Below are 661 nucleotides of genomic sequence, written 5' to 3'. Positions count from 1 at the left end.
ATGCAGGTGGGTTTCCCCATTCGGACATCGATGGCTCAAATGCTTCTTACCAGCTCACCATCGCTTTTCGCAGGTTAGTACGTCCTTCATCGCCTCTGACTGCCAAGGCATCCACCGTCTACGCTTAATCACTTAACCATACAACCCCAAGAGGTTTTATTTACGGCGAGATTGTCTAAAAAAGAAATCTGCGTCGCAAAACCACTCAGTGTTGAATCATCAACCAATTAAGGTTTTGTTTTTGCCGGACTCAAAATAGAGACTTTGCTTATCACTAAGACAAAGCCCAAGCACACTTGATTGTGTGAGTGACATTTCTGTCACTGATTGAGAACTTTACTGTCATTCTTTAAGAATGACTTGTCAGCTTTCCAGATTGTTAAAGAGCATGTCGTTTATTGCTAAATAAACCACGTTCTAAAGATTCTTAAGCAAAAACCTTTAAAGCGTGGTGGGCGATACCGGGCTCGAACCAGTGACCCCCTCCTTGTAAGGGAGGTGCTCTCCCAACTGAGCTAATCGCCCACAATAGTGTGGTGGGTTGTACAGGATTCGAACCTGTGACCAATTGATTAAAAGTCAACTGCTCTACCAACTGAGCTAACAACCCAATGGCGTCCCATAGGGGAGTCGAACCCCTGTTACCGCCGTGAAAGGGCGG

At 45.5% G+C, this 661-nt stretch carries 2 tRNA genes and 1 rRNA gene; all 3 read right to left on the bottom strand.

Features of this window, described 5'->3' with window-relative positions:
• Nucleotides 1-138: ribosomal RNA gene (locus EHW58_RS15605) — 23S ribosomal RNA — on the bottom strand; the annotation flags it as partial.
• Between the two features lie 311 nt (nt 139-449).
• A tRNA-Val gene (locus tag EHW58_RS15600) sits at nt 450-525 on the bottom strand.
• Nucleotides 526-534: 9 nt separating this feature from the next.
• Nucleotides 535-610 (bottom strand) — tRNA-Lys (locus EHW58_RS15595).
• Nucleotides 611-661: the final 51 nt, after the last annotated feature.

It is taken from the genome of Salinivibrio sp. VYel1, assembly GCF_009377945.1.
In the GTDB taxonomy this organism is placed as follows: domain Bacteria; phylum Pseudomonadota; class Gammaproteobacteria; order Enterobacterales; family Vibrionaceae; genus Salinivibrio; species Salinivibrio siamensis.
Note: the sequence above shows the minus strand (reverse complement) of the source record. Positions and strands in the feature narration are given on the sequence as shown.